The 26964-nt window shown below is 67.2% G+C and carries 20 protein-coding genes; 11 read left to right on the forward strand and 9 right to left on the reverse strand.

From position 1 onward, the window contains the following. Nucleotides 1-9: 9 nt before the first annotated feature. Complete coding sequence (gene glgB, locus DWF00_RS09265) at nt 10-2223, reverse strand: 1,4-alpha-glucan branching protein GlgB (protein ID WP_114827311.1); 2214 nt, start codon at nt 2221-2223, stop codon at nt 10-12. Between the two features lie 185 nt (nt 2224-2408). Here glgB and DWF00_RS09270 point away from each other — a divergent pair, with 185 nt between their 5' ends. Next, a complete protein-coding gene (locus DWF00_RS09270) occupies nt 2409-2729 on the forward strand; it encodes a DUF2934 domain-containing protein (protein ID WP_181832466.1) in 321 nt (106 codons plus the stop codon). 122 nt (nt 2730-2851) lie between these two features. Here the strand turns inward: DWF00_RS09270 and glgA are convergent, their stop codons facing one another. After that, entirely contained in the window at nt 2852-4381 is a 1530-nt protein-coding gene (gene glgA / locus DWF00_RS09275; protein ID WP_181832467.1) for a glycogen synthase GlgA, read from the reverse strand. A 199-nt stretch (nt 4382-4580) separates the two neighbouring features. On the opposite strand from glgA, the gene glgX (DWF00_RS09280) reads away from it, so the two are divergent. Then, entirely contained in the window at nt 4581-6653 is a 2073-nt protein-coding gene (gene glgX / locus DWF00_RS09280; RefSeq protein ID WP_114827314.1) for a glycogen debranching protein GlgX, read from the forward strand. A gap of 94 nt (nt 6654-6747) precedes the next feature. Here glgX (DWF00_RS09280) and glgX (DWF00_RS09285) read toward each other — a convergent pair whose 3' ends face one another. The 3 genes from glgX (DWF00_RS09285) to DWF00_RS09295 all read right to left on the reverse strand — a co-directional run bounded on the left by glgX (DWF00_RS09285) (nt 6748) and on the right by DWF00_RS09295 (nt 11546). Next, on the reverse strand, nt 6748-8763 hold the full coding sequence (gene glgX / locus DWF00_RS09285; RefSeq protein WP_245973811.1) for a glycogen debranching protein GlgX: 2016 nt from the start codon (nt 8761-8763) through the stop codon (nt 6748-6750). Nucleotides 8764-8768: 5 nt separating this feature from the next. Further along, nucleotides 8769-11261, reverse strand: coding sequence for a glycogen/starch/alpha-glucan phosphorylase (locus tag DWF00_RS09290; protein ID WP_114827315.1), 2493 nt, complete (start codon nt 11259-11261; stop codon nt 8769-8771). A 105-nt stretch (nt 11262-11366) separates the two neighbouring features. Further along, complete coding sequence (locus tag DWF00_RS09295) at nt 11367-11546, reverse strand: hypothetical protein (protein WP_114827316.1); 180 nt, start codon at nt 11544-11546, stop codon at nt 11367-11369. A gap of 139 nt (nt 11547-11685) precedes the next feature. Here DWF00_RS09295 and DWF00_RS09300 point away from each other — a divergent pair, with 139 nt between their 5' ends. Then, nucleotides 11686-12447 (forward strand): SDR family NAD(P)-dependent oxidoreductase, encoded by a 762-nt coding sequence (locus DWF00_RS09300; RefSeq protein ID WP_114827317.1) that lies wholly within the window; start codon nt 11686-11688, stop codon nt 12445-12447. Nucleotides 12448-12607: 160 nt separating this feature from the next. On the opposite strand, the gene puuE is transcribed toward DWF00_RS09300, so the two are convergent. Together puuE and uraH are read right to left on the reverse strand one after the other, a co-directional pair. Beyond that, complete coding sequence (gene puuE, locus DWF00_RS09305) at nt 12608-14032, reverse strand: allantoinase PuuE (RefSeq protein WP_114827318.1); 1425 nt, start codon at nt 14030-14032, stop codon at nt 12608-12610. Nucleotides 14033-14038: 6 nt separating this feature from the next. Beyond that, on the reverse strand, nt 14039-14395 hold the full coding sequence (gene uraH, locus DWF00_RS09310; protein WP_114827319.1) for a hydroxyisourate hydrolase: 357 nt from the start codon (nt 14393-14395) through the stop codon (nt 14039-14041). 119 nt (nt 14396-14514) lie between these two features. On the opposite strand from uraH, the gene DWF00_RS09315 reads away from it, so the two are divergent. Continuing rightward, a complete protein-coding gene (locus DWF00_RS09315) occupies nt 14515-15765 on the forward strand; it encodes a urate hydroxylase PuuD (RefSeq protein WP_114827320.1) in 1251 nt (416 codons plus the stop codon). Nucleotides 15766-15932: 167 nt separating this feature from the next. After that, nucleotides 15933-18413 carry a YfhO family protein gene (locus DWF00_RS09320; protein ID WP_147283620.1) on the forward strand — a complete coding sequence of 827 codons (2481 nt, stop codon included), beginning with the start codon at nt 15933-15935 and terminating at the stop codon, nt 18411-18413. A 41-nt stretch (nt 18414-18454) separates the two neighbouring features. Here the strand turns inward: DWF00_RS09320 and DWF00_RS09325 are convergent, their stop codons facing one another. Beyond that, on the reverse strand, nt 18455-19525 hold the full coding sequence (locus DWF00_RS09325) for an NAD(P)/FAD-dependent oxidoreductase (RefSeq protein WP_114827322.1): 1071 nt from the start codon (nt 19523-19525) through the stop codon (nt 18455-18457). A 116-nt stretch (nt 19526-19641) separates the two neighbouring features. After that, nucleotides 19642-20070, reverse strand: a complete 429-nt coding sequence (locus tag DWF00_RS09330) for a GlcG/HbpS family heme-binding protein (RefSeq protein WP_114827323.1) — start codon at nt 20068-20070, stop codon at nt 19642-19644. A gap of 212 nt (nt 20071-20282) precedes the next feature. On the opposite strand from DWF00_RS09330, the gene lysM reads away from it, so the two are divergent. The 6 genes from lysM to DWF00_RS09360 all read left to right on the forward strand — a co-directional run bounded on the left by lysM (nt 20283) and on the right by DWF00_RS09360 (nt 26803). Further along, a complete protein-coding gene (gene lysM / locus DWF00_RS09335) occupies nt 20283-20738 on the forward strand; it encodes a peptidoglycan-binding protein LysM (protein ID WP_114827324.1) in 456 nt (151 codons plus the stop codon). Between the two features lie 422 nt (nt 20739-21160). After that, the gene (locus tag DWF00_RS09340; protein WP_114827325.1) at nt 21161-22213 is read left to right on the forward strand and encodes a TRAP transporter substrate-binding protein; all 1053 of its coding nucleotides are present in this window, start codon (nt 21161-21163) and stop codon (nt 22211-22213) included. A gap of 7 nt (nt 22214-22220) precedes the next feature. Further along, nucleotides 22221-22724 (forward strand): TRAP transporter small permease, encoded by a 504-nt coding sequence (locus DWF00_RS09345; RefSeq protein ID WP_114827326.1) that lies wholly within the window; start codon nt 22221-22223, stop codon nt 22722-22724. Next, nucleotides 22721-24040, forward strand: a complete 1320-nt coding sequence (locus tag DWF00_RS09350; RefSeq protein WP_114827327.1) for a TRAP transporter large permease — start codon at nt 22721-22723, stop codon at nt 24038-24040. Before DWF00_RS09345 ends, DWF00_RS09350 begins: the two co-directional genes overlap by 4 nt. Nucleotides 24041-24059: 19 nt before the next feature. Further along, nucleotides 24060-24374 carry a rhodanese-like domain-containing protein gene (locus tag DWF00_RS09355; protein ID WP_114827328.1) on the forward strand — a complete coding sequence of 105 codons (315 nt, stop codon included), beginning with the start codon at nt 24060-24062 and terminating at the stop codon, nt 24372-24374. Nucleotides 24375-24493: 119 nt separating this feature from the next. After that, nucleotides 24494-26803: a xanthine dehydrogenase family protein molybdopterin-binding subunit gene (locus DWF00_RS09360; protein WP_114827329.1), complete on the forward strand. Its 2310-nt coding sequence runs from the start codon at nt 24494-24496 to the stop codon at nt 26801-26803. Nucleotides 26804-26964 lie beyond the last annotated feature (161 nt).

Here is a 26964-nt window from a genome sequence, read left to right on the forward strand (position 1 = left end):
CTGTTGGTCTTAGCCGCTCGCCGCGTCACGTTCGAGCACCAGCAGCCCGAGCGGCGGCAAGGTCAGCGATAGGCTCTGCGCCTGGCCATGGGCAGCGATCGGCTCGCTCGGACGACCGCCGAGATTGCCGGTACCCGAGCCGCCATAGCCGCCGGCATCACTGTTCAGGCGCTCGCGCCAGAAGCCGGGATGCGGCACGCCGATGCGATAATGGTAGCGCGGCACCGGCGTCATATTGGCGACGATCAGCAAATCGTCGCCCGCCTTGCCGCCCGAGCGGCGGAAGGCGAAGACGGAGTTGGCGCCGTCATCGGCGACGACCCAGGCGAAGCCCTGCGGCGAGCGGTCGAGCTTGTAGAGCTGGGGCGTCGCCCGGTAGAGCGCGTTGAGGTCGCGGACGAGGCGCGAGACGCCCTGGCGGCGCGCGTCGTCGGCATGCGGCCAGGGGAAGGGCGCATCGACGTTCCACTCATCCTCCTGGCCGAATTCGCAGCCCATGAAGAGCAGCTTCTTGCCGGGATGGGCCCACATCAGCGCCAGGCAAAGGCGCAGGTTGGCGAAGCGCTGCCAATCGTCGCCGGGCATGCGCGCGATCAGCGAGCCCTTTCCGTGCACGACCTCGTCATGCGAGATCGGCAGCATGAAATTCTCGGAGAAGGCGTAGATCAGGCCGAAGGTGACATCGTCGCCATGGTGGCCGCGATAGAGCGGGTCGCGCGCGAAGAAGCGCAGCGTGTCGTGCATCCAGCCCATGTTCCATTTGAAGTGGAAGCCGAGCCCGCCATTGTGGACCGGCGTGGTGACGCCGGGCCATGCCGTCGATTCCTCGGCGATGGTGATGGCGCCCTTGCCGCGCCCGCCGATCAGCGTGTTGAGCTCCTGGAAGAACGAGACGGCCTCGAGGTTCTCGCGCCCGCCATATTGGTTCGGCACCCATTCGCCGGGCAGGCGGCTATAGTCGCGGTAGAGCATCGAGGCGACGGCATCGACGCGCAGGCCGTCGAGATGGAAGGTCTCGACCCACCAGAGCGCCGAGGCGATCAGGAAGCCGCGGACCTCGCGCCGGCCGACATTGTAGATCAGCGTGTTCCAGTCGCGGTGAAAACCTTCGCGCGGGTCCTCGTGCTCGTAGAGCGCGCTGCCGTCGAAGCGGGCGAGCCCGTGCTCGTCGGAGGGGAAATGCGCGGGAACCCAGTCGAGGATGACGCCGATGCCCGCCGCATGGCAGCGATCGACGAATCGCGCGAAGGCCTCGGGCGGGCCAAGCCGCGCCGTCGGCGCGAACATGCCGAGCGGCTGGTAGCCCCAGGAGCCGCCGAACGGATGCTCGGTGATCGGCATCAGCTCGATATGGCTGAAGCCCATGTGCTGGACATAGGAGACGAGTCGGTCGGAGGCCTCGTCCCAGGAGCCCATCTGGCCCCATTCGGTGCGCAGCCAGGAGCCGACATGGACCTCGTAGATCGAGAGCGGCTCCGAGAGCGGGTGGCGCTTGGCGCGGGCAGCGAGCCAGTCGGCGTCGCTCCAGGCGAAATTGGGCGTGGCGGCGACGACCGAGGCGGTGCGCGGCGGCTCCTCGGTGCGGCGCGCCAGCGGGTCGGCCTTCCAGGGCAGGCGCTCGCCGGATGGCGTCGTGATCGCGTACTTATAGGTGGCGCCGGCCTCGAGCCCGGGGATGAACAGCTCCCAGACGCCCGGCCCGAGCCTGCGCCGCATCGGGTGGCGGCGATTGTCCCAGCCGTTGAAATCGCCGACCACCGAGACGCTGCCGGCATTGGGCGCCCAGACGGCGAAGAGCACGCCGCCGACGCCGCCGAAATCGCGCAGGTTGGCTCCCAACCGGGTCGAGAGGTCGAAATGCCTGCCCTCGGCGAAGAGGTAGATGTCGTCCTCCGAGAGCAGCACGCCGAAGCTGTAGGGGTCGGCGTGCTCGCTGAGGCCGATATGCCAGGCGATGCGCAGGCGATAGGGTTCATCGGGCGGGCAGGGCGCCTCGAACAGGCCGTTGCCGTTGCCGGTCATGGCCGTGCTGTGGCGCGCCTCGCCCTCGCCGGTGACGAGTTCGACGTAAGGGGCGCCGGGCAGGAAGGCGCGCACCAGCGCCGTGCCGTCGACGACGTGCCGGCCGAGCACCGCGAAAGGGTCGGGATGCCGGCCCTCTTCGAGCAGCTGCAGGTCATACGCCGCGAGGCTGGGGAAACTGAGCTGGACCTGATGCGTCATAAAGCGCCGCCCGGACGAGAAAACGATTCCGCGGGAGGCGCGGAATCACTTATGATGCAACGCAATAGAAGCATCGCGCGTTCCTCCGTCGGAGTGCTGTTTCTATGAGCGCCCCACGAATGGAACCAAGCACCGCCGCTGCCGTTGTCCCACCGGAATTTCGACCCGCCATACGGAGACAGCCCATGAGCCGGGAACAGATCGTCAAAGATACGGCCTATGCGATCTGGGAGGCCGAGGGCAAGCCCCACGGCCGGGCCGAGGAGCATTGGCGGCAGGCCGAGGCCCGCGTCACCGCCAGCCTGGCCACCGGCAAGCCGAAGGCCAAGATTGCGGCCGGCAAGGCCAAGGCGACCACGCCGGCCAAGGGCGATGCGACCGAGGTCTCGAAGGAGGCCGCCGCCAAGCCGCCTGCGAAGGCCGCGGCGACCAAGGCCGCTCCGACGAAGACGGCTCCCGCGAAGAAGACTCTGGTCAAGAAGACCGCGGCGAAAGCCAAGATCTGACAAGCCTTCTGCAGCCCTCATCCTGAGGAGCGCTCCGCAGGAGCGCGTCTCCTCAGGATGAGGGCTGTGATTCAACGCAACTTCTAAGGTGCGGAGCTCCGCCGCAAGAGCCCTGTGCCGGATCAAGCCGCCAGCGCCCTCGCATACACGTCGGCATAGCGGTGGCTCGGGCGGCTCCAGTCGAAGCGCTTGGCCATGGCGTGCTCGCGCATCGTGCGGAACATGCGCTTGGAGCGGAAGGCCTCGATGGCGCGGCTGACCGCCGAAGTCAGGCCGGCACTGGTCAGCGTCGAGAACAGGAAGCCGGAGCGGCCATCCTCGATCGTGTCCACCAGCCCACCGGTGCGATAGGCGATCGGCAAGGCGCCGGAGCGCTGGGCGTACATCTGGCTGAGCCCGCAGGGCTCGAAGCGCGACGGCATCAGCAGGAAATCGCTGGCGGCGAAGAGGCGGCGCGCCTCCGCGTCGTCGAAGCCGATCCGCGCCGCCACGGCGCGGGGATGGCGCTTGGCGAGGCGCTCGATCGCATCCTCCAGCCGCGGCTCGCCGCGCCCGGTGACGACGAGCTGGCCGCCATTGCCGATGATCGTCTCAGCCGCCTCGATGGAGAGGTCGATGCCCTTCTGGTGCACGAGCCGGGAGATGATCGAGAAGAGCGGGCCGCTTGTCGGCGGCAAATCGAATGTTCTGCGGATATCGGCCGCGTTCTGCTGCTTCCACTGCCGGATGCGGCGCGCGCCGGGCTCGCCGGCGATCAGGGCATTCCAGCTGTCGTCGATGCCGTTGACGATGCCGGTCAGCCTTCCCTCGCCCATGCGCGTCTTGAGCAGGCCTTCAAGCCCGCAGCCATGCTCGGCCGTGGTGATCTCGTGCGCATAGGTCTCGCTGACCGTGGTGACGTGCGAGCCGTAGTAGATGCCGGTCTTGAGGAAGGAGATCTTGCCGTGGAACTCGGTGCCGTTGACCGAGAAGGCGAGGTCGGGAATGCCGAGCGCGTTGAGCCGCGAGGGTTGGTAGAGGCCTTGATAGGCGAGGTTGTGGATCGTCAGGATCGAGGGGGTCGCCAGGCCCTTCCAGCGCAGGTAGCCCGGCGCGAGCGCTGACGGCCAATCGTTGACGTGGAGGATGTCGGGCTTCCAGTTCGGATCGGCCTCGCCGGCGGCAAGCTCGGCCGCCGCAAGCGAGAGGCGGGCGAAGCGGATGTCGTTGTCCGGGAAGTCGCCACCCGAATAGGGGCCGTAGGGCGAGCCCTCGCGATCGTAGAGCTCGTCGCAGAGCAGGGCGTAGATGGTCAGCCCGTCAGCCGTGGTGAAGCGGCCGAGCGACCAGGGCGGCAGGCTTGCGGTGCGCGGCATGGTCCGCACGATGTCCATGTTCGGCCTGGCGGCGCGGACCTGGCGGAAGCCGGGGATGAGCACGCGGACGTCGCAGAGCCGGCGCAATTGCCTTGGCAGGGCCGAGGAGACTTCGCCGAGCCCGCCGGCCTTGATGAAGTCGCCCATTTCCGAGGTGACGAAGAGCAGCTTGGTCGCCGCCGGCAAAACCGTGCCGAGTTCCGGCGCGCCTTCCTTGACGGCGGCGGCATAGGTCAGGGCGTGGCCGGAGGTCGCTGGGACGGGATCAGTTACGGACTGCGTCAACGCATCGGCCATCATGCCATTCCCGCTCTAGCTGACCTCAGAACAAGTCATAAAGATTAAGGTTCCATGTTGCAGTGCAAAATATTTAAGCAAGTTCCAGGCCAAGCCTCCGGAACCGCCGTCCCGGCAGGACGTTCTCTAGCGCGGCAAGGCGACAGTTGAACGGCGGTGAGCGCCTTTCCTGAGCGTCTTTTCCAGAACGGGGCTGGGGATGGCGGATTTCACGATCGAGGCCGGGCAGTCGGCCGATCTCGGCGCCGTGTTCGACGGCGAGGGTACGAATTTCGCGCTGTTCTCGGCCGCAGCCGAGCGCGTCGAGCTCTGCCTGTTCGATGAAAGCGGGACGAAGGAGGTCGCGCGCATCGCGCTGCCCGAATACACCAACGAAATCTGGCACGGTTATCTGCCGGGCGTGAAGCCCGGGCAGCGCTACGGCTACCGCGTCCATGGCCGCTACGCGCCCGAAGAGGGCCATCGCTTCAATCCCAACAAGCTGCTTCTCGATCCCTATGCGCGGGAGTATGCCGGCGATATCGCCTGGAACGAAGCGCATTACGGTTACGATGTTACCGCCAAGTGCGAGCGCGACCTCTCCTTCAGCAAGAGCGACAGTGCGCCCTTCATGCCGAAATGCGTGGTCTGCGACTTCAAGGCCGACCTGAAGGCGCCGGAAAAGCCGCGGATCGCCTGGGACAAGGCGATCTTCTACGAGACGCATGTGCGCGGCTTCACCAAGCTGCATCCGGCGATTCCCGAAGCGAAGCGCGGCACCTTCGACGGGCTCGGCGAGCAGGCCGTGGTCGACTACATCAAGAGCCTCGGCGTCACCTCGGTCGAACTGCTGCCGGTGCATGCCTTCGTCGACGACCATCACCTCGTCGCCAAGGGCCTGCGCAACCATTGGGGCTATAACAGCATCGGCTTCTTCGCGCCCGAGCAGCGCTACGAGGGGCAGGCGGGGCTGGCCTCCTTCCGCGACATGGCCAGGCGCTTCCACGAAGCCGGGCTCGAGGTCATCCTCGACGTCGTCTACAACCACACCGCCGAGGGCAACGAGCTCGGGCCGACGCTGAGCTTCAAGGGCATCGACAACTTCTCCTACTACCGCACCATCGCCGGCAAGCCGCGCTACTACGTCAACGATACCGGCACCGGGAACACGGTGAACACCAGCCATCCGCGCGTGCTGCAGATGGTGCTGGATTCGCTGCGCTACTGGGTCGAGGTCATGGAGGTGGACGGGTTCCGCTTCGACCTCGGCACCATCCTCGGGCGCGAGCCGGAGGGGTTCGATCCGCGCAGCGGTTTCTTCGACGCGATGGGCCAGGACCCGGTGCTGCGCCGGGTCAAGCTGATCGGCGAGCCCTGGGATATCGGGCCGGGCGGCTATCAGGTCGGCGGCTTCCCGCCGGGCTGGTCGGAGTGGAACGACAAGTACCGCGACACGGTCCGCGCCTATTGGAAGGGCGAGGAGGGCATCATCCGCGACCTCGCGGCGCGGATCACCGGCTCTGGCGACATCTACGACGAATTCGGGCGGCGGCCATGGTCGAGCGTCAACTTCATCACCGCCCATGACGGCTTCACGCTCAACGATCTCGTCTCCTACAACGACAAGCACAACGAGGCGAATGGCGAGGACAACAAGGACGGCCACGGCCACAACCTGTCGTTCAATTTCGGCGCCGAGGGGCCGACGGAGGACAAGGGCATCATCGCCGCGCGCGAGCGCCAGAAGCGCAACCTGCTCGCGACGCTGCTGCTCTCGCATGGCGCGCCGATGCTGCTCGCCGGGGACGAGTTCGGCCATACGCAGGGTGGCAACAACAACGTCTACGCCCAGGACAACGAGATCGGCTGGATCGACTGGGGCAAGATCGGGCCGCGCGACAAGGCGCTGACCGCGTTCGTGCGCCGCGTGGCGCAGCTGCGGGCCGAGCACGCGATCTTCCGGCGCGACAGCTTTCGCGACGGCACCGTGCTGCGCTGGGTCAACCCGGCCGGCGGCGACCAGCAGGAGGAGCATTGGGACGATCCCGGCGTGCGCGCCATCGGGCTGCTCATGCATGCGCCCAATGTCGAGGAGGGCGGCGACGAGGCGCTGATCCTGTTCAACGCCTTCGACGGCGAGGTGGTGTTCGAACTGCCGGCGCGGGTGAAGAAGGGTTCGTGGTCGGTGGTGCTCGATACCGAGACCGGGCCGAATTCTGACGAGGGGCGCAAGGGGTTGAAGGCTGAGACGGAGCTGACGCTGTCGCCGAGGTCGCTGATCGTGCTGATGTGAGGGGAAGGCTGGCAGGCAAAAGCGCGGGAGCCTTCTCCTTCCAGGAGAGGGCTCCCGCGCCTGCTTGTTTCGGGTCTGTGTCCGGTGTCGTGGGTCAGGCAGCCGACGACTCGATCAGCAGGCTAACCGACCGGCTGAACACAGTGAGCCGGCCCCCAACCAATTCCTCATCGGCCTTCGGCTCGGATGAGTTCAGGACGCGCCGCCATCCTTTGCCTTCGGCTGCGTCAGGCAGCACGAACTCCGCTGCTCCCGAGTGCCGGTTGATGAGGATCAGCATGGCCTCGTTCTCTTCCGCCAGCAGTATCCCGAGCGCGTCGAGACTGTGCCAGTCGCCATCGCTTAGGGCGTGGCCGTCAGCGCGTAGCCAAGTGACATCGGGCCGCGCACCGTTGGGGTTGGGCTGGCCTGTCAAGAAGGTGTCGGCGCCCAGGATGCCGTGCTGCCGCCGCACCTCGGCGAGCTTCGCGACATAAGCGATCAGCTCTCCATCCGCCCTCTCCCAGTCGAGCCAAAACTCTTTGTTATCCTGGGTATAGGCGTTGTTGTTGCCAGATTGAGTCCGGCCGAGTTCATCTCCTGCTTGAAGCATCGGCGTGCCGCGCGAGAGGAAGAGTGTGGCGAGCAGCGCGCGGACGTCGTTGGCGCGCCGGGCAGCGATAGCGGGGGCGCCGCTCGGCCCCTCGATGCCGCAATTCCACGAGTGCCCGTCATTGTCGCCGTCGCGGTTGTTCTCGCCATTGGCCCGATTGTGCTTGCCCGCGTAGCTGACGAGGTCGGAGAGCGTGAAGCCGTCATGAGCGGCGATGAAGTTGATGCTGGCCTGAGGGCCGCGATGACCGGCGGCGTAGAGGTCGGAGGAGCCGGCGAGGCGCGTGGCCAGCGCACCGGCCGCGCCCGGGTCGCCGCGCCAGAAGCGCCTGACATCGTCGCGGTAGCGGCCGTTCCATTCGGCAAAGGGAGCGGGGAATTCGCCGAGCCGGTAGCCGCCTGGGCCGATGTCCCAGGGCTCTGCGATCAGCAGCGCGTTGGCGAGGTCCGGGTCTTGCAAGATGGCTGCGAAGAGCGGCGCGTCGGCGGAGAAGCCGGTCTCGGTGCGGCCGAGCACGGTGCCGAGATCGAAGCGGAAGCCGGCGACGCCGCAGGCGCGCCAGTGCCTGAGCGAATCCATCGCCATCTGCACGACCGGGGCGCGGTCGAGCGCCAGCGTGTTGCCGCAGCCGGTGTCGTTGATCAGCCGGCCGGGATCGTCGGTCGCGTGGCGGTAGTAGACGGCGTTGTCGAGGCCGCGGAGGCAGATCGTGGCGCCGAATTCGTCACTCTCGGCGGTGTGGTTCAGGACGATGTCGAGAATCACGCCGATGCCGGCCTGCGCGTAGCGGATGCAGAGCGCGCGCAGGTCGGCCTCGCCGCCGGGCGCCAGCCGTGGCTCGGGCGCGAAGAAGTTCAGCGGGTTGTAGCCCCAGGCATTGCTCAGACCCAGCGGCGGCAAATGGCGCTCGTCCATCCAGGCGGTGATCGGCATCAGCTCGACATGGCTGATGCCGAGATGCTGGAGATGGTCGATGACCTTTTGCTCGCTCAACGCCGCGAGCGTGCCGCGTAATCCCTCGGGAATGGCCGGATGGCGCATCGTGAAGGATTTGACCGAGAGCTCGTAGATGAAGGCGGGGGTGGTTTCGCGGCCTCGTCGCGTCAGGTCGGGCTCGGCCACTGTCACGATACTGCGCGGCACGAGATGGACGGTCTCGGTGCCGTAAGCCGCCAGGATCGGGTCCCAGTGGAACGGCCGGTCGATGCGCCTGGCATAGGGATCGACCAGCAGCTTCGCCGCATCGAAGCGATGGCCGCTCTCGGGCCGGAACGGCCCTTTGGCGCGCAGGCCGTAGCGTAGGCCCGGCCCGGCTCCCGGCAGGAAGCCGTGATGGATGTCGCCGCTGCGGCGGGGCAAGGGCAGCCGCGCGATCTCGCGTTCGCCGGCCTCGTCGAACAGGCACACGTCCACCCGCTCGCCATTGCGCGAGAACACCGCGAATTCGACGCCGCCCTCGACCGGCGTCGCACCCATGCGGGCGGGCAGGGCGCAGGATTCGAGCGCCTGCTTCGGCAAAGGCGTCAGGCCTTCGCGGCGTAGCCGGCCGGCACGTGCCAGATGCGCTCGGCATATTCGCGGATGGCACGGTCGGCGCTGAACCAGCCGCAATGGGCGGTGTTGGTCAGCGACATCTTCCACCAGGTCGACTGGTCGGCCCAGAGCGCGTCGACGCGGCGCTGGGCGAGGCGGTAGCTCTCGAAATCGTTCAGCACCATGAACCAGTCATTGGTGCGCAGGCCGTCGACGAGACCGGCATAGCGGCCGGGCTCGCGCGGCGAGTAGGAGCCGCCGGCCACCGCATCGAGCACGCCTTCGAGATGCGGCGTCGCCTCGATGACCTCATGGGTCGGGCGCGGATTGCGCCTGGCTTCCTCGACCTGCTCGGCGGTCTTGCCGAAGATGACGATGTTCTTCTCGCCGACGCGCTCGCCGATCTCGATATTGGCGCCGTCGAGCGTGCCGATGGTGATGGCGCCGTTAAGGGCGAACTTCATGTTGCCGGTGCCCGAGGCCTCCATGCCGGCGGTCGATATCTGCTCGGAGAGGTCGGCGGCCGGGATGATGACCTCGGCCAGGCTGACATTGTAGTTGGGCAGGAACACCACCTTCAGCCGATCGCGCGTGGTGATGTCGTTGTTCACGACGGCGGCGACGTCGTTGATCAGGTTGATGATCGACTTCGCCGTGCCGTAGTTCGAGGCGGCCTTGCCGGCGAAAATCTTCAGGCGCGGGGCCCAGTCGCGATAGGGCTCGGAGCGCATCGCGTCATAGAGCGCGATCGTCTCGAGGATGTTGAGCAGCTGGCGCTTGTATTCGTGGATGCGCTTGATCTGGACGTCGAACAGCGCGCTTGGATCGACCACCACGCCGGTCTCCTGGCGGATGATCTGCGCGAGCTTGCGCTTGTTCTCACCGCGGATCGCGGCGGCGCGCTCCTGCACGGATGCGTCGCCGGCATGGGCGGCGAGGCCCCTGATCTTTTCGATGTCGTCGCTGATATCCTCGCCGCAGACCTCCGAGACGAGCTGGGTCAGGCCGGGATTGGCGCCGAGCAGCCAGCGCCGCGGCGTGATGCCGTTGGTGACGTTGGTGATGCGGCCGGGGAAGATCGCGTTCAGCGGCGCGAACACGGTCTCCTGCATCAGGTTGGAATGCAGGGCCGAGACGCCGTTGACCGCATGCGAGCCGACGAAGGCGAGATGGGCCATGCGCACCCGCCGGCCATGCGATTCATCGATGATCGAGAGCTTGGAGAGGTCGGCAGTGTCGCCGCCGGGCGCGCGTCTGACGCCATCGAGGAAGCGGGCGTTGATGCCGAAGATGATCTGCATGTGGCGCGGCAGCAGCCGCTCCATCAGCGCCACCGGCCAGGTCTCGAGCGCCTCGGGCAGCAGCGTGTGGTTGGTGTAGGAGATGGCGGCCTGGGTGAGCGGCCAGGCCTCTTCCCATTGCAGCCCGTGCTGGTCGATCAGCAGGCGCATCAGCTCGGCGACGGCGAGCGCCGGATGGGTGTCGTTGAGCTGGATCGCGACCTTGTCGGGCAAGGTGGTCAAGGTGCCGAACTGGCGGTAGTGCCGGCGCACGAGGTCCTGCAGCGAGGCGGAGGTGAAGAAGAACTCCTGCCTGAGACGCAGCTCCTGCCCGGCCGGGGTGCTGTCGTTCGGGTAGAGCACCTTGGAGATCGCCTCGGCGCGGTTGCGCTCGGCGACGGCGCCGACCAGGTCGCCCTGGTTGAAGGCGTCGAGCGAGAGCGGGTGCATGGCGCGCGCGCGCCAGAGCCGGAGCGTGGTGGCGTCGCGGCCGCGCCAGCCGATGATCGGCGTGTCGTAGGCGACGGCGAAGACGGTCTCGCCCGGGGTCCAGACGACTTCGCCTGCCGTGTCGGTGCTGACGACCGTGCCGCCGAAGCCGATCTTGTAGGCGCTCTCGCGGCGTTCGAACTCCCAGGGATTGCGGAAGGAGAGCCAGTCTTCGGGCACCTCGACCTGCTTGCCGCCGTCGATGCGCTGCTTGAACAGGCCGTGGTCGTAGCGGATGCCGTAGCCGAGCGCGGGCACGCCGGTGCTGGCCATCGCCTCCATGTAGCAGGCCGCGAGCCGGCCGAGGCCGCCATTGCCGAGCGCGGCGTCGGGCTCCAGCGTCTCGATGGCGTTGAGGTCGACGCCGAGCTCACGCATCGCCTGCGCCATCGGGCCGGTCAGGCCGAGATTGTTGAGCGCGTCGGCGAAGGAGCGGCCGATCAGGAATTCGAGCGAGAGGTAATAGACGCGCTTGCGGCCGGTCTCGTAGCTCTCGCGGGTGGTGCGGTGCCAGACGTCGACCATGTGGTCGCGCGCCGCGAGGATGCCGGCGGTGAGCCAGTCATGCGCCTGCGCCACGGTTGGGTTCTTGCCGAGCGAATAGGCCAGTTTCCTGACGATCTCGGCCTTGAGTTGCTCCACCAACCCGGCGGAGATGGGTGTGCCCGTGGCCTGAGCCTTCAAGCTGGTCTCGTTCACGCGACAGAATCCCATCCATTTCGGTGGCGGGAGTGTCCAGCCTACGCCAGCGGCTGTCCAGCCGAAATCCTGGGCGGCGGCGGATCACGCCCTGCCCGCTACGCGTGCACGCCCAAGATGTCAGTTGTTGCGGGTCTGGTTCTCTTCGCGGGCGTTCTGGCCGAGCTGCTTGGCGCCGCTCACGGCTGAGTCGGTCAGGGCGACCAGATTCGTCCAGGTATTGCGCGTGTAGGCGCCCTGATGGACCACCGCGTCATAGCCGATGGCGAGAACCGCGATGATGAGGATAAGCCGAAACATGCTGAATCACTCCTTGCCGAGCCATGGATACAACGTCGCGCTTGCCGGCCGGGTTCCACGCTGTGGCAAAGGCAGTGGCATGGTTGACCCCGGCATTGCGCCGTTGTCCCTTCGTGGCTGAAGCGCAGCGAGGGACGGCATGTTCGCGGATCTGCAGGGCAAACGCGTTCTGGTGACGGGGGCTTCCTCTGGGCTCGGCGCGCATTTCGCCGGGGTTCTCGCGGGCCATGGCGCGCATGTGGTCGCTGCGGCGCGACGGCTCGATCGGCTCGCGGCGCTCGCCACCGCCTGCGAAGGCCTGCCCGGGACGGTGATGCCGCTCGCGCTCGACGTGGGGTCGGTCGCTGCGATCGAGACCGGACTTGCGGAGGCGAGCGAGCTGCTCGGCGGGCTCGACGTGCTCGTCAACAATGCCGGCATCGCCGAGCCGGGGCGGGCGCTTGATGTCAGCGAGGCGCAGTGGGACGCGCATCTCGACGTCAACCTGAAGGGCTGCTTCTTCGCTGCTCAAGCCGCGGCGCGGATCATGGCCGGGCAGGAGAGTGGCGGCGCCATCATCAACATCGCCTCGATCCTGGGCGAGCGGGTCGCGGCCAGCGTGGCGCCCTATGCCGTCTCCAAAGCGGGGCTGATCCAGATGACCAAGGCGCTGGCGCTGGAATGGGCCCGCCACAAGGTGCGCGTCAACGCGCTGGCGCCGGGCTATATCGTTACCGACCTCAACCGCGATTTCTTCGCGAGCGATGACGGCAAGTCGCTGCTCCGGCGCATCCCGATGCGGCGGGCGGGGGAGCTGGACGATCTCGACGGGCCGTTCCTGCTGCTCTGCTCGGAGGCCTCGCGCTATATGAGCGGGGCGGTGATCGCGGTGGATGGCGGGCATCTGGTGAGCGGGTTGTAGCGCGTTTTCCCTTCTCCCCTCGGGGGAGAAGGTGGGCCGGCGAAGCCGGGTCGGATGAGGGAAGGGTCGCGATAGCGGCCCTTTTCTTGTTTCTGTTGAGGGACTTCCCTCATCCGTCAGCGCTTCGCGCTGCCACCTTCTCCCCCGAGGGGAGAAGGATTCACCCAGTCGGCAGCAGCTCCCGCAGCCTCAACCGCGTGATCTTCTCGACCTGCTGCAGCGCCGTCTCGAATTCCTGCTCCGGGGTGCTCTGCAGCCGCTGCTCGAAGGAGGCGACGATCTCGTCCTTGCTCAGGCCCTTCACCGCCAGGATGAAGGGGATGCCGAAGCGGGCCTTGTAGGCCTCGTTCAGCGCGCTGAAGCGGGCGCGCTCGTCGCTGGTCAGGCGGTCGAGGCCGGCCGAGGATTGCTCGTCGGTCGACTCCGGCGTGAGTACCTCCGCCACGGCAAGCTTTCCGGCAAGGTCGGGATGGGCCCGCAGCAAGGTGCGCTGCCGGTCGTGCGGGCTGGCGCGCACGACCGCGACCATCGCTGCATGCAGGCCGTCGAGCGTGTCGTGAGCCGCGGTCAGGCCGGCATCATGGACCGCCTCCGCCACCCAGGGCGAGTGCTCCCAGATCCGGCCGAAGACCTCGACGAAGAGCGCCTTCGGCAGGCCCGACGGCCTGTAGCCGCCGGCCGGCGGGTGGTGCCTGATCCAGTGGCGGGCGATGTCGAGCCGCGTCGCGACCCAGACGCGCTCGTGGCTGCGGACATAGTCGAGGAAGCGCGCCAGCGCCGCGGCCCGGCCGGGCCGGCCGACCAGCCGGCAATGCAGGCCGATCGAGAGCATCTTTGGCGCCGTCTCGCCCTCGGCATAGAGCAGGTCGAAGGAATCCTTCAGATAGGCGAAGAACTGGTCGCCGGAATTGAAGCCCTGCGGGGTGGAGAAGCGCATGTCGTTGGCGTCGAGCGTGTAGGGCACGCAGAGCTGCGGCCCCCTGGGGCCCGCGAGCCAATAGGGCAGGTCGTCGGCATAGGCGTCGGCGGTGTAGAGGAAGCCGCCTTCCTCCATCATCAGCGGCGTGGTGTTGAGCGAGGTCCGGCCCTGGTAGAAGCCGAGCGGGCGTTCGCCGGTGAGTTCGGTGTGGAGACGGATCGCCTCGGCGATCTGCGCCGCTTCGGTCTCGCGCGGCACGTCGCGGTAATCGACCCATTTCAGGCCGTGGCTGGCGATCTCCCAGCCGGCCTCGCGCATCGAGGGCACGATCTCAGGATAGCGCGCCAGCGCGCTCGCCACGGCGAAGACCGTGACCGGCAACCCGCGCTCGCTGAACATGCGCCAGAGCCGCCAATAGCCGGCGCGCGAGCCGTATTCGAAGACCGATTCCATGTTCATGTGGCGCTGGCCCGGCCAGGGCGCCGCGCCGACGATCTCGGAGAGGAAGGCTTCCGAGGCGGCGTCGCCATGCAGGATGTTGTTCTCGCCGCCCTCCTCGTAGTTGATCACGAATTGCAGGGCGATGCGGGCATTGCCCGGCCAATGCGGGTTGGGCGGGGTGCGGCCGTAGCCGACGAGGTCGCGCGGGTAATCTGTGGAGGTCATGAAAGCCTAGCTGCCACGATAGGTCGAATAACTCCAGGGCGATGCAAGAAGCGGGACATGATAATGGCCGTTCGGATCGGCGATGCCGAAGCGCAGCGGCACGACGTCGAGGAAGGCCGGCTCGGGCAGGGCGGTGCCGAGGTTGCGGAAATAGGCGCCGATCGCGAAGGAAAGCTCGTAGGTGCCGGGCTTCAATGCCTCGCCGCTCAGCAGCGGCTGGTCGGTGCGGCCGTCGGCATTGGTCGTGGTCTCGATGATGCGACGACGCGAGCCGTCCGCTGCCAGCAGGTCGAGCGTTAGACCGACGCCGGGTGCCGGCCTGCCATTGACCGTGTCGAGCACATGCGTCGAGAGACGTCCCATCCGCGAGCCTTCCTTGTCAGAGATCGTTCGGCAGCCCTAGTCTGCACATGTGATGACAGTCCCATCCCGGATTCGCCCCTGTCAATTCCACGGCTCCCGCAACGCGCCGGGGGGCCGCGATGCTTGACGCCTACCTGATGGAATGGGGCAGCCAGCTGCTGCGCTGGCTTCACGTCATCACCGCCATCGCCTGGATCGGCTCGTCCTTCTTCTTCATCCATCTCGACGCCTCGCTGCGGCCGGCGGCCGACATCCCGCCGGGCGAGGGCGCAGCTCCGTCTCAGTTTCTTGCCTGGCAGGTCCATGGCGGCGGCTTCTACGAGATGCGGAAATACCTGGTCGCGCCACCGCGCATGCCGGAAGAGCTGACCTGGCATAAATGGCAGAGCTACTGGACCTGGATCTCCGGCTTCTTCCTGCTGGTCTGGGTCTATTACGCGCAGTCGGAGCTCTACCTGATCGACCCGGCGGTGATGGCGCTCTCGCCCTTTGCCGCGGGGGCGATCGGCATCGTCGCGCTGGCCGGCGGCTGGCTGTTCTACGATGTCATGTGCAAGTCGCCGCTCGGCCGGAACGATGTCGTGCTGGGCGTGCTCGGCTTTGGCTACGTGGTCGCGGCGAGCTGGGCGTTTGCCCAGGTCTTCTCGGGCCGCGGCGCGCTGATCCATACCGGCGCGCTGATGGCGACGATCATGACCGCCAACGTCTTCTTCAACATCATGCCGGGCCAGCGCAAGGTCATCGCCGCGCTGACGGCGGGCGAGAAGCCCGATCCGAAATACGGCAAGCAGGCCAAGCAGCGCTCGACGCATAACAACTACATCACCCTGCCGGTGCTGTTCCTGATGCTGTCGAACCACTATCCCGTCACCTATGCCAATTCGGCGGTGATCCCAGCCCTGGTCGCGCTGATCATCGTCGCCGGCGCGCTGATCCGGCACTTCTACAATGTCCGCCATGCCGACCACGCCAAATCACCCTGGTGGACCTGGGCGGTGGCGATCCTGGCGCTGTGGTTCGCCTTCTGGCTGGCGATGGCCTCCTCGCCGGGCGGTCGCGAGCGGCTCGGCCTTTCGCCGCGCGAGCCGGCCAAGCCGGTGCTGCTGGCGGGCATGAGCCTGCCGCCGGTCGAGGTCGCCAACATCGTCTCTGGGCGCTGCGCCATGTGCCACGCGCCGGAGCCGTCCTGGCCGGGAATCCAGATGGCGCCGAAGGGCGTCTTCCTGCACGAACCTGAACGGATCGCGGCCCAGGCGCGCGCCATTCGGACGCAGGCGGTGATGACGCACGCCATGCCGCCGAACAACCTGACGGGCATGACCGAGGCCGAAAGACATGTCCTTGCGGCATGGCTGGCGAAAACCCGCTGAAATCCGGGCTTTTGCGAAGTGTTCAGCCTCTTTCCAAGCTGAACACGAAACCGTGATTTCATTCAGTTTCGGTTCATCTCGCGCTCCCCATTGTCCGGCCCACTGACAGGGCTGGAATGAGGTTCCCAAACCGGGGCCGTCCGTGCCGGGGGACCCGGGGGGTCCGCTTGAGACGCTTGGATGTAAGGGGCGCCAGCTACCTGCTGGCGGCCGTGGGTTTCGTTTGCGCGTGGAGCGTCCTGTGCTGGCCCTGGCTGTCGGGGGCGGTGACGATTCCGTTCGACGCCAAGGCGCATTTCCAGGCGCAGATCCAGTTCCTCGCCCAAGCCCTGCATTCCGGCCAATCGCCGTTCTGGAACCACAACGTCTTCGGCGGTTCGCCGCAGGTGGCCGACCCGCAATCGCTGATCTTCTCTCCCGCGATCCTGCTGGCGCTGATCAGCCCCTCGCCGAGCTTCCGCGAGGTCGACGCCTATATCCTGGCGCATCTGCTGGCGGGCGGCCTGGCCATGCTGATGTACTTCCGCGACCGCGGCTGGCACCCGGCCGGCGGGTTGCTGGCGGCGCTGGTCTTCGCCTTCGGCGCCTCGGCCGCCTGGCGCGTGCAGCATGTCGGCCAGATCGCCAGCCTCGCCTTCTTCGCCATCGCCTTCTGGCTGACGGCGCGGATGCTTCAGCGCGGCTCGCTGCTCTCGGGCGCGCTTGCCGGCCTTGCTGCCGGCCTCATGGTGCTGGAACCCGACCAGGTGGCGCTGCTCGGCGGCTACGTCATCATCGGCATGGTCGTCGCGCACTGGATTTCGGGCGGTTGGCCGGCTGTCCGCGCCACCTTCGTCCCATCCGTCGTCGCGGCCATCGCCGGCTTCGCCACGATCCTGGTGCCGCTGCTCCTGACCTGGCTCTTCGCCGAGGCGACGACGCGTCCCGAGATCGACTTCACCGTGGCCGCGCGGGGCTCGCTCCACCCCATCTCGCTGCTCTCGGCCTTCATCGCCGACCTGTTCGGCGCGCGCGACCCCAATGTCGAGTTCTGGGGGCCGTACAATGCGGAGGGCTCGCTCTACCTGTCGCAGAACATGGCGCAGGTCTATATGGGCGCGCTGCCGGTCCTGCTGCTGATCGCGCCCGGTCTGACGCGAGGCTGGCTCTGGGACAAGGCGGTCCGGCCGCTTTCGCTGCTCTTCCTGTTCGTGGTGCTGTTCGCGCTCGGGCGCTACACTCCTCTATTCCACGTCGTCTACGACTACCTGCCGGGCGTGAAGCAGTTCCGCCGCCCGGCCGATGCGACCTTCCTGATCGGCGCGCTCGGCGCCGTGCTTTCGGGCTATGTGCTGCACCGGCTCCTGAGCGAGGAGAACCTCGGCTCGCTGAAGCGCGACCTCGCGCTCGGCGGCGCAGCGCTCGCTGCGCTGATCGGCGTCGGGCTTGTCGCCGCCCTGCAGTACGGGCATCTCCCCGATGCCTGGTGGCCGAGCCTGTCCGCCGGCCTGTGGTTTGCCGCCGCGGGGGCGCTCGTCCTCGCGCTGACGCGCTGGCGCCAGGCGCTCGGCCCCGTTGCGAGCGTGCTGCTCGTCACCGGCGTGGTCAGTGCCGACCTGCGCGTCAATAACGGCCCGAACGAGTCGACCGCGCTCTCGCCGGAACTCTACGACGTGCTGCGGCCGGAGACGAAGAACGAGACCATCCGCCTCCTGAAGACGCTGGTCGCCCAGCCCGCCGGCTCGCCGCGGCGCGACCGGGTCGAATTGCTCGGCATGGGCTTCGAATGGCCCAATGCCAGCATGGTCCACGGCTTCGACCATACGCTGGGCTACAACCCGCTGCGGCTCGCCGACTTCTCCGACGCGGTCGGGACGGGCGACGGCATCTCGCGGTGGGGCGAGCGCAAGTTCACGGCGCTGTTCCCGTCTTATCGCTGCCGCCTCGCCGATCTGCTCGGCCTGCGCTACATCGCCACCCGCGTGCCGATCGACCAGGTCGACCACAAGCTGCGCGAGGACGACCTCAAGCTCGTCGCCTTCACCGGCGACGGCTACATCTACGAGAACCCGCGGGCCCTGCCGCGCGCGCAGTTCGTCGCCGGCTGGCAGCTCGCCGATTTCGAGGGCATGAAGTCGGCCGGGCAATGGCCCGACACCGACCCGCAGCAGGTCGTGCTGCTCGATACGGTGCCGCCCGACGCCGTGCCCGAGGGGGCGATGACAGCCAATGCCGAGGTCAGGCTGACCCGCTACGCCAATACCGAGGTCGAGATCACCGTCACCACCGACAAGCCCGGCTTCGTCGTGCTCAACGACGTCTGGCACCCCTGGTGGCGGGCCGAGCTCGATGGCACTGAGGCCGAGATCCTCAAGGCGAACGTGCTGTTTCGCGCCGTGCAGGTGCCGGCCGGCAGCCACAAGGTGCGCTTCAGCTTCCACCCCGTCGAGGGCGCGATTGCCGAACTGCGCGAGCGTGTCGAGGAGCCGCAGGGCGAGGATGCGCCGGCCCCCACGCCGCCGCTGGTCGCTTCGGGACCAGGCGCAGCGCCGCTCCCGAGCACGGGCGAGGATGGCAGCTGGCACGAGAGCCGCGACTTCCGCTACGAGCCGGACCCGTATGGGCAGGGCTCGTCTGGCCTGCCGGTATCCTCGGCGGCGGTGCGGTAGCACTCTACCCTTCTCCCGCAGGGGAGACGGGAAGGCCGGCCTCACGCCACGCCGAGCTTCTTCTGCAGGCTGGTGGACGAGGTGGTGTACTGGAAGGTCAGCCGCTTCTCCGGATAGACGTAGCGGTGCACCTTCTGGGCCGCGAGCGCGCCCTCGTGGAAGCCCGAGAGGATGAGCTTCAGCTTGCCCGGATAGGTGTTGATGTCGCCGATGGCGAAGATGCCGGGGACGTTGGTCTCGAACTTCTCGGTGTCGGCCGGGATCAGGTTCTCGTGCAGGTTCAGGCCCCAGTCGGCAATCGGCCCGAGCTTCATCGTCAGCCCGAAGAAGGGCAGCAGCGTGTTGCAGCCGATCTCGAAGGCCTCGTTGGCGGTGTCGCGGCAGACCACCGCTTCCAGCGTCGTGCCGTCGCCCTTCAGGCCGGTGACCTGGCCGATCTTGAGGTCCATCTCGCCCGACGCCACCAGCGCCCGCATCTGCTCGACCGAATGCGGCGCGGCGCGGAAATCGTCGCGGCGGTGCATCAGCGTGACGCGCTTGGCGATGGGTTGCAGGTTCAGCGTCCAGTCGAGCGCGGAATCGCCGCCGCCGACGATCAGGATCTCGCGGCCGCGGAAGGCCTCCATCTTGCGCACGGCATAGAAGACGCTGGTGTTCTCGTAGGAGTCGATGCCGGGGATCGGCGGCTTCTTCGGCAGGAACGAGCCGCCGCCGGCCGCGACCATCACCGTCTTGGTCTCGAACACCGTGCCGGCATCGGTCCTGACGCGGAAGCGCGGCGCTTCGGGCGTGCCGATCGGCTCGAGCGACTCGATCATCTGGTTGAGGTGGAAGGTCGGGCTGAACGGCTTGATCTGCTCGATCAGGTTGTCGACCAGGGCCTGGCCGGTCACCAGCGGGAAGCCGGGGATGTCGTAGATCGGCTTTTCCGGATAGAGCTCGGCGCATTGGCCGCCGACCTTGGGCAGGATGTCGACGACATGGGCGCGGATGTCGAGCAACCCGAGCTCGAACACGGCGAACAGGCCGCAGGGGCCGGCGCCGACGATGACGACGTCGGTCTCGATGGTCTCGCCGGCGGCGACGTTCTCGTTGGCGGTCTCGACACTCATTCTAAGCTGTCCTCGGGAAGGAAGAGCGGCTGGCGTTGCAGCAAACTCTGCGGCGATGCAATCAAAACCGCCATGAGTTTGCCGCCCTGGGCCGGAAAGGGGAATAGTCTCCCCTCTCAGGCTCCGGTGTCGGAAACAAGGCCTGCGGCGACGATTCCGGCGCTCGCGGCGGCCTCGTCATTCTCCGAGGTTTCGCCCGAAATCCCGATGACGCCGAGCAGGGTGCCCGACGCATCGCGGATCAGCACGCCGCCGGGAACCGGCACGAGCGAGCCGCCGACGGCATGGGTCGCCGCCTCGACGAAATAGGGGCGCTCCAGCGCCATCTTGTGGATCGCGCGCGAGCCGACGCCGAGCGCCACCGCGCCAAAAGCCTTGCCGAGCGCGATCTCGCCGCGCTTCAGGCTGGTGCCGTCCTGGGCCGCGAAGGCCTTCTGCGCGCCGCGCGAATCGAGGATCGCGATGGCGAGCGGCTTCAGCTCTTTCTCACCGGCATGGGCGAGGGTCGCGGAGAGAATCGTCTGGGCCTGGGCGAGGGTGAGCATGGCGGGTTCCCGGTTGCGAAGCTGCGCTTGTGCCAGCCTCGGCCACGGCGGAAAAGAGGGCTTGGCGCCGAAGCTGCTGTGCAGGATCGCCGCGAATGATACCGGAAGTTACACCCCGAGTTACATCCCGATCCTGTCTTGCAGGCCGAAGCGTCTTGAACTTGTCGCCCCAAGCGGGCTTCATGCCGTCTCTACAATCAGGAGGAAGAACAATGGGTCTGTTCAGTTTCATCAAGGAAGCCGGCGCCAAGATCTTCGGCGGCTCTGCCAAGGCGGCGACGTCCGAGGATCTGCAGAAGGAGCTGGCGGGTCACGGCCTGCCCTCCGACGTCCAGATCAGCATCGACGGCGACAAGGTGAAGGTCTCCGGCAAGGCGGTGAGCACCGAGGAAGCCGAGAAGATCATCCTCGCGCTGGGCAACACCGCCGGCGTGGCGCAGGTCGAATCCGAGCTGGCCGTCACCAAGGAAGCCGCTGCCGCCGTGTTCTACACGGTGAAGAAGGGCGACACGCTCTGGAAGATCGCCGAGGAGCACTACGGCAAGGGCCAGGGCGCGAAATACACCGAGATCGTCAAGGCCAACACGCCGCCGGTGAAGAACCCCGACCTGATCCAGCCGGGCTGGGTGCTGCGCATTCCGGCGCAGGCCGCCACCGCCAAGGCCTGACGAGGCACTTCGATACTTCTACCGGGGCGGCCGCCTGACGCGGCCGTCTGCGCTTCCGGTGCTCAGGTACAAGCGTACGCTCCGCTCCGGTTCTCGACGACCACGCCAGTCGTCTCACCCCGGCGAAGTCTCGAACCGCCTCGCGTGTTAATGCACGCCGCATTTCGCGCGGACTGCTCTTGCGTCAGTCGCGCTTTGGCGCTCATGTCATACGGACGAAGCAGCAGGCCATTCCCGGCGGGAATGGCCTGTCGTGTTGTGCCTGGCGCGAGTTCTTTCCATTCGGCTGGTTCCAGCCGAATGGAAAGAACTCGCGCCAGATCGATATTTTGAGCATGTTCTTATCGCAAAAGTGCGTCCCACTTTTGCGGAACATGTACTAAGCCGGGCTTTCGACGACCCGGTCTCCTGGGGAGGGGAACATGACTTTCGATCGCCGCAGATTCCTGACGCTCGCCGGCTCCGCAGTCGCTGCCCCGGCCGTGCTGCCCGCCACCCGCGCCAACGCGCAGGAGGTGACGCTGAAGATGCACCACTTCCTGCCGCCGGTCTCGAACGGGCATGCCAAGTTCCTGAAGCCCTGGGCCGATAAGGTCGCGGCGGAATCGGGCGGGCGCATCAAGATCGACATCTTCCCGTCCATGCAGCTCGGCGGCACGCCGCCGCAGCTCTTCGACCAGGCGCGCGACGGCGTCGCCGACCTGGTCTGGACGCTGCCGGGCAACACGCCCGGCCGCTTCACCGGCATCGAGGCCTTCGAGCTGCCCTTTGTGCCGAACAAGCGCGCGCTGGTGAACTCGTTGGCGCTGACGGACTATGCCGAGGAGCACCTCAAGGACGAGTTCAAGGAGGTCAAGCCGATCTGCTTCTGGGCGCATGATCACGGGCTGATCCACGCCAACAAGCAGGTCAAGACGATGGAGGACCTCAAGGGTCTGAAGTTGCGCTTCCCGACCCGTCTGGCCGGCGAGGCCCTGCGCGCGCTCGGCGCCAACGCCATCGGCATGCCGATCCCGCAAGTGCCCGAGTCGCTGGCGCAGCGCGTCATCGACGGCTGCGTCGTGCCCTGGGAGGTCGTGCCGTCGATCAAGGTGCAGGAGCTGGTGAAGTACCATACCGAGATCCCGGGCTCGCCGACCTTCTATGTCGCGACCTTCATCCTGGCGATGAACCGGGCCAAGTACGATTCGCTGCCGGCCGACCTGAAAGCTGTCATCGACAAGAATTCCGGCCTCGCGGCCGCGGCCATGGCCGGCAAGGTCTGGGACGAGCAGGCGGTGATCGTCTCCGACCTCGTGCGCAAGCGCGGCAACATCATCACGGTGCTGGAGGAGCCCGAGGCGGCGCGCTGGCGCAAGACCACCGAGCCGGTGATCGAGGGCTGGGTCAAGACCGCCAAGGACAAGGGGCTCGACGGCGAGAAGCTGCTGGCGAGCGCCCGCGCATTGCTGGCCAAGCACGAGAAGGCTGCCTGATCCAGGAATGACCCAGCCGAACCAAGAGCGGCTGCTGTCGGGCTTCGACAGGGCGGTGGAGGCGGTCGCCCTGATCGGCGGCCTGCTCCTGATCACGCTCGCGACCATGGTCGTGGTCAGCGTGACCTTGCGCAGCGACCTCGTCGGCGCTGCCGGCGTGCCCGGCGATTTCGAGCTGGTGCAGATGGCGACGGCGATCGCCGCCTTCTGCTTCCTGCCCTATTGCCAGCTCAAGCGCGGCAACATCTTCGTCGACACCTTCACGCTGAGATTGCCCTTGCGCTGGCGCAACTGGATCGATGCGGTCTGGGACATCGTCTACGGGCTGGTGATGGCGCTGGTCGCCTGGCGGCTCGCCGTCGGTGCGCGCGCGGCGCTGGCGAGCGGCGAGAACACGATGGTACTCGGCTTTCCCAGCTATGTCCCGATCGCGCTCTGCGCGGTGCTGGCCGTGCTGGTCGCGGCCGCGGCGTTCGTCTCGGCACGACGTCTGATCGGAGCGCGCGCGTGAGCGGCCTTGCCCTGGCCATTCTCGGCTTCGCGGCGCTGCTCGCGCTGATGGCGCTCAGGCTGCCGATCGGGCTGGCGATGATGCTGGTCGGCGGGCTCGGCTATATTCAGCTCAACGGGCTCGATCCCTTCCTCAACTACATCCGCACCACGCCCTACCAGATATTCGCCAACTACACGCTCTCGGTCATCCCGCTCTTCGTGCTGATGGGCGCCTTCGCCGAGCGCTCCGGGCTGGCGAGCGACCTGTTCAAGGCGGCGGCGGCCTTCGTCGGCCATCGCCGCGGCGGGCTCGGCATGGCGATGATCGGCGCCTGCACCGGCTTCGGCGCGATCTGCGGTTCCTCGGTCGCGACCACCGCCACCTTCGCGCGAGCGGCGCTGCCGCAACTGCGCAGGTACCGCTACGATCCCGGCTTCGCCTGCGGCGTCACCGCGGTCGGCGGCACGCTCGGCATCCTGATCCCGCCCTCGGTGATCCTGGTCGTCTATGCGATCTCGACCGAGCAGAACATCGCCAAGCTGTTCAAGGCGGCGCTGATCCCCGGGCTGATGGCGGCGGCGATGTACTGCATCACCATCGCGATCATGACTCGGCTCGACGGCACGCTTGGGCCGGCGCATGACCGCGTGCCCTGGCGCGACCGCTGGAAGCCGCTCTTCGGCATCGTGCCGGCGCTGCTGGTCGCGCTCATCGTGGTCGGCGGCATCTATGGCGGCGTGTTCACGCCGACCGAGGGCGCGTCGGTCGGCGCCTTCATCATGCTGCTGATCGGCGTCGTCAGGCGCACGCTGGGCCTGAGCGAGATCAAGCAGGCGATCCTGCAGACGGCCGAGACCTCGGCGATGATCTTCGCGATCCTGCTCGGCGCGGAGATCTTCAACGCCTTCCTGGCGCTGACCCAGGTGCCGACCGCGGCGGCCGAGATGATCGCGGCCTCGGGCTGGCAGCCTTATACCGTGCTGATCGGGCTGCTGCTCTTTTACATCATCCTCGGCGGCGTCATGGACGAGCTCGCCATGATCCTGCTGACGCTGCCGGTGTTCTTCCCGATCGTGACCGCGCTCGACTTCGGCATGCTGCCGGATGACGTCGCGATCTGGTTCGGCATCCTCGTGCTGATCGTGGTCGGCATCGGCATGACCTGCCCGCCGATCGGCCTCAATGTCTTCGTCGTCGCCTCGCTGGCGCGCGACGTCCCGGTGACGCGGATCTATCGCGGCGTGCTGCCTTTCGTGCTCTCCGACATCATCAGGCTCGGCATCGTGGTGGCATTTCCGGTGCTCACTCTCTATCTGGTGCGCTTGCTGGACTGAGAAACTGTGAGGCTTGCCCATGATCGTGAACGACCTCGACATCGACGACATCAAGGCCGGCCTGGCGGATGACAGCATCCTGCTGGTCGACGTGCGCGAGCCGCATGAGTTTGCGGCCGGGCACATTCCCGGCTCGGTCTCGCGGCCGCTGTCGCAGTTCAACCCCGCCGACCTGCCCTACGAGCCGGGCAAGCGCCTGGTGCTCTCCTGCGCCGCCGGCGTGCGCTCGCTGCGCGCCATGGAATTCGCCCAGTCGGCCGGGCTCGACGTCGACAGCCACTATATCGGCGGCTTCAAGGACTGGGTGATGCACGGCGAGCCGGTCGCGTACTAGGTTTTCACGATTGCGCGCCGAGCCCTGCGCTTAGTGCATTGCAGCATGCTGCGCGGCGGGGCTGACGAAGCCTGCGTCGTGTTCCAGTTTCTGTTTCGACCCATTCGAGGATATCGCCCATGCGCCCCATGAAATTCGGTGTCGGACAGCCCATCCGCCGCGTGGAGGACCAGCGCCTGACCACGGGCATGGGCCGCTATACCGACGACACCGCCGTCGAGGGCGCGCTGCACGGCTTCGTCCTGCGCTCGCAATACGCCCACGCGACGTTCACGATCCGTGACAAGGACGTGGCCCGCAAGATGAAGGGCGTGAAGCTGGTCCTGACCGGCGAGGATGTCGCCCATCTCGGCGGTCTGCCGTGCAAGGGCCTGATCGCGAGTTCGTCGGGGGAGCCGGTGAAGGCAATGCCGGTGCCGGTGCTGCCGCTCGACACCGTCAGGCATGTCGGCGAGGCGGTCGCCTTCATCGTGGCGGAGACGCTGGAGCAGGCGCGCGATGCGGCCGAGGCGATCGACATCGCCTGGGACGCGCTGCCGTCGATCACCGGGATATCGGAAGCGCTGGCCGATGGCGCGCCGCTGGTCTGGCCGGATCGTGCCGGCAACGTCGCCTTCGAGGCCGGGCAGGGCGATGCCGAGAAGACCGAGAAGGCCTTCGCCAAGGCCGACCGCACCGTCTCCGTCACCATCGTCAACAACCGCCTCGCCTCCAACTACCTGGAGACGCGCGCCTGCATCGCCGAATACGACAAGGCGGATAAGCGCTGGACCCTGACGATGGGCAGCCAGGGCAGCCACAACATGCGCGAGATCCTGGCCGACTACATCTTCAAGGTCGCGCACTCGCGCATCCGCGTGGTCACGCCGGATGTCGGCGGCGGCTTCGGCACCAAGCTGTTCATGTACCGCGAATACCCGCTGACCATGGTCGCGGCCGAGATGCTGAAGCGGCCGGTGCGCTGGGTCTCCGACCGCACCGAGCACTTTTTGGCCGACACGCATGGCCGCGCCAACCTCGCGACCGCGACGATGGCGCTGGACAAGAAGGGCAAGTTCATCGGCCTCAAGGTCGATCTGCGCGCCGAGATGGGCGCCTGGCTCTCGCAATACGGGCCGTTCATCCCCTGGGTCGGCACGACCATGACGCCGGGCTGCTACGACATCCCGGCCGTGCATGTCCGCATCCGCGGCGTGCTGACCAACACGACGCCAGTCGATGCCTATCGCGGCGCCGGCCGGCCGGAGGCCGCCTACCTGATCGAGCGGCTGGTCGACGCGATCGCGCGCGAGACCGGCAAGACGCCCGACGCGGTGCGCGCGCTCAACTTCGTCAAGCCCGAAAGCATGCCGCACAAGACGCAGACCGGCCCGGTCTACGATTCCGGCGAGTTCGAGGGCCATATGCGCCGCGCCATGGACGTCGCCGACTGGAAGGGCTTCAAGGCCCGGCTCAAGTCCTCGACCAAGGCCGGCAAGATCCGCGGCATCGGGCTCGCCTGCTATATCGAGGCCTGCGGCGGCGGCGGCCCGGAGAGCTCGACCGTGATCCTCGAGAAGGACGGCATGGTGACCGTGCTGATTGGCACGCAGTCGAACGGGCAGGGCCATGAGACGGCCTATTCGCAGCTCGTCGCCCAGCATCTCGACATCCCGCTGGATCGCGTCCGCGTCATCCAGGGCGATACCGACAAGGTCGCGACCGGCGCCGGCACCGGCGGCTCGCGCTCGATCCCGGTCGGCGGTGCCGCGCTCGACAAGGCCTCGAGCATCCTGACCGACAACCTGAAGCAGCTCGCCTCCGAGAAGCTCGAGGCCGGCATCGGCGACCTCGAGATCGTCAACGGCGCGGTCAAGGTCGTCGGCACCGACAGGGGCATCGACCTCGCCGCCATCGCCGCGCTGCCTGGCGCGACGCCGGAGCTGCTCAAGGTGCATCAGAGCTGGCAGCCGCCGGAGGCGACCTACCCGAACGGCACGCATGTCTGCGAGCTGGAAGTCGATCCTTCGACCGGCGCGACCGAGATCCTCAACTACATCGTGGTCGATGATTTCGGCATGACGCTCAACCCGATGATGCTCGCCGGGCAGGTCCATGGCGGGGCGGCCCAGGGCATCGGCCAGGCGCTGATGGAGGAGATCCGCTTCGACGAGTCCGGCCAGATGCTGACCGCGACCTTCATGGACTACGCGCTGCCGCGCGCCGTCGACATCCCGAACTTCCATTTCGAGACCCGCAACGTGCGCTGCGTCACCAACGCGATCGGCGTGAAGGGCGCGGGCGAGGCCGGCGCGATCGGCTCCTGCCCGGCGGTGATGAACGCGATGGTCGATGCGCTCAACCGCGCCGCCGGCATCAGCGCCATCGACATGCCGGCGACGCCGAACAAGGTGTTCGGCATGCTGAAGGCGGCGGGCTACCCGCTGTAGGACGGCGTTTCTCAATCCGAAGCGGGCCTCTTCGGGCCCGCTTCGCGATCTTTCTCTTTCCTCCAATGCGTATCTGCTCGCGCAATTGCGATTTGGCGCGCGGGCGTCGTTGCGATCATGTGAACTCGCGGGGGATTGTCTGCTGCCCCGAGGAGTCCTGC

It is taken from the genome of Allobosea caraganae (assembly GCF_003351345.1).
GTDB classification, from domain to species: Bacteria; Pseudomonadota; Alphaproteobacteria; order Rhizobiales; family Beijerinckiaceae; genus Allobosea; species Allobosea caraganae.

Excerpts from the sequence above, each read along its gene's own strand:
- DWF00_RS09330 (WP_114827323.1), bottom strand. The coding sequence starts at position 20,070 with ATGCTCACCCTCGCCCAGGCCCAGACGATTCTCTCCGCGACCCTCGCC.
- DWF00_RS09325 (WP_114827322.1), bottom strand. The coding sequence starts at position 19,525 with ATGAGTGTCGAGACCGCCAACGAGAACGTCGCCGCCGGCGAGACCATC.
- DWF00_RS09290 (WP_114827315.1), bottom strand. The coding sequence starts at position 11,261 with ATGGGATTCTGTCGCGTGAACGAGACCAGCTTGAAGGCTCAGGCCACG.
- DWF00_RS09295 (WP_114827316.1), bottom strand. The coding sequence starts at position 11,546 with ATGTTTCGGCTTATCCTCATCATCGCGGTTCTCGCCATCGGCTATGAC.
- glgX (WP_114827314.1), top strand. The coding sequence starts at position 4,581 with ATGGCGGATTTCACGATCGAGGCCGGGCAGTCGGCCGATCTCGGCGCC.
- lysM (WP_114827324.1), top strand. The coding sequence starts at position 20,283 with ATGGGTCTGTTCAGTTTCATCAAGGAAGCCGGCGCCAAGATCTTCGGC.
- glgA (WP_181832467.1), bottom strand. The coding sequence starts at position 4,381 with ATGGCCGATGCGTTGACGCAGTCCGTAACTGATCCCGTCCCAGCGACC.
- DWF00_RS09355 (WP_114827328.1), top strand. The coding sequence starts at position 24,060 with ATGATCGTGAACGACCTCGACATCGACGACATCAAGGCCGGCCTGGCG.
- DWF00_RS09345 (WP_114827326.1), top strand. The coding sequence starts at position 22,221 with ATGACCCAGCCGAACCAAGAGCGGCTGCTGTCGGGCTTCGACAGGGCG.
- DWF00_RS09315 (WP_114827320.1), top strand. The coding sequence starts at position 14,515 with ATGCTTGACGCCTACCTGATGGAATGGGGCAGCCAGCTGCTGCGCTGG.
- uraH (WP_114827319.1), bottom strand. The coding sequence starts at position 14,395 with ATGGGACGTCTCTCGACGCATGTGCTCGACACGGTCAATGGCAGGCCG.
- DWF00_RS09360 (WP_114827329.1), top strand. The coding sequence starts at position 24,494 with ATGCGCCCCATGAAATTCGGTGTCGGACAGCCCATCCGCCGCGTGGAG.
- DWF00_RS09300 (WP_114827317.1), top strand. The coding sequence starts at position 11,686 with ATGTTCGCGGATCTGCAGGGCAAACGCGTTCTGGTGACGGGGGCTTCC.
- glgB (WP_114827311.1), bottom strand. The coding sequence starts at position 2,223 with ATGACGCATCAGGTCCAGCTCAGTTTCCCCAGCCTCGCGGCGTATGAC.
- DWF00_RS09270 (WP_181832466.1), top strand. The coding sequence starts at position 2,409 with ATGAGCCGGGAACAGATCGTCAAAGATACGGCCTATGCGATCTGGGAG.
- puuE (WP_114827318.1), bottom strand. The coding sequence starts at position 14,032 with ATGACCTCCACAGATTACCCGCGCGACCTCGTCGGCTACGGCCGCACC.
- DWF00_RS09340 (WP_114827325.1), top strand. The coding sequence starts at position 21,161 with ATGACTTTCGATCGCCGCAGATTCCTGACGCTCGCCGGCTCCGCAGTC.